Source organism: Vibrio sp. Hep-1b-8 (assembly GCF_006124995.1).
GTDB lineage: Bacteria > Pseudomonadota > Gammaproteobacteria > Enterobacterales > Vibrionaceae > Vibrio.
This window is the reverse complement of record NZ_QEWN01000065.1, coordinates 1-1,025: the sequence shown is the minus strand read 5'-3', so window position 1 is coordinate 1,025 and position 1,025 is coordinate 1. Positions and strand designations below refer to the sequence as shown.

The following is a 1,025-nucleotide window of genomic DNA, read 5'->3' as shown; positions in this document are numbered from 1 at the left end:
GTCATAAGCACCATCGTCAGATATCTCTGCGATTTTTCGTCGAGATTGTCTGAGCAAATTAGGTAGCACTTCACCGTTGCTCGCATTCGATAAATCGAACTCAACAGCAATGATTTCATGCGTGTCGGTATCAACCGCTAAATGCAACTTTCTCCAGACACGGCGCTTCCCGTTAGTGCCATGCTTTTTAACTTTCCACTCGCCCTCACCTTAAATCTTTAGTCCTGTCGCATCAATGGCTAAGTCACTAAACAAGCGAGGTCTCACACGGTTTCCCTGTTTGATTTGCTTCCATAGCTGAATGGCTTCTTCACCAATCCAAAATGTCAGCGAGCCGCGATTACTCAAGGCTTGGTTATAGTGTTTCCAAATGGTTGTCTTGTAGCGAGGCTTGGGCATTGGTCTAAGTGAACTTAGCTGGTCAATTGCGTTAACTCACACTTTATTGTTAATGGTCAACTGGTGAACTCTAACTCCGGTGAAGCTAAATGGAGAAAAACTCTGACACAATCAGTTATAGATGATGTGATGCTTGGATCTAAGGAAAAGGTAAACTTCGACTGCTATATCATTCATTACAACATCATAATTCACCTGTATGTAAATTAACTATAGGTGACTATTTGGTAAGCGTTCACCAGCACCGTGTTGACTAAGTGTTTAGGTAAAAACTCGTGTGTTTAAGATCGAGCACATTTGGGTACGGCTGCTGACGAACAACAGCATTGACTATGCGTGAAAGCGTATCAAGTGACGATATCTTTCGCTTTTTACAAGTTTCGATTAGCGAGTGTAGGCGGTCTCGGAACTTGTCGCCTGCATCCGAGGTAGTGCCGTAGCTGATTTTTCTTTGAATAACAAAGCCACGAAGCCGGCGTTCAGCTTCATTGTTGGTCAATGGTATTTTGGGGTTAGTTAAGAACAACCACAAGCTTGGGCTATGCTCATCCAGTTTTTTGCAGCGACCTTGATAGCGTTGAATTGGTATTTGCTTGCTCCCTTTATTGAGCCAGTAATTAAAACGC

1 protein-coding gene and 1 pseudogene are annotated in these 1,025 nt (G+C 43.2%); both read right to left on the bottom strand.

Annotated features, from left to right (window positions below; genetic code table 11):
- Window positions 1-399: pseudogene (locus tag DA100_RS08280) on the bottom strand (transposase); the annotation flags it as partial.
- A gap of 253 nt (window positions 400-652) precedes the next feature.
- Window positions 653-1,025 (bottom strand): transposase (locus DA100_RS08275; RefSeq protein ID WP_138971721.1); only part of this gene is annotated, 373 nt, incomplete at its 5' end.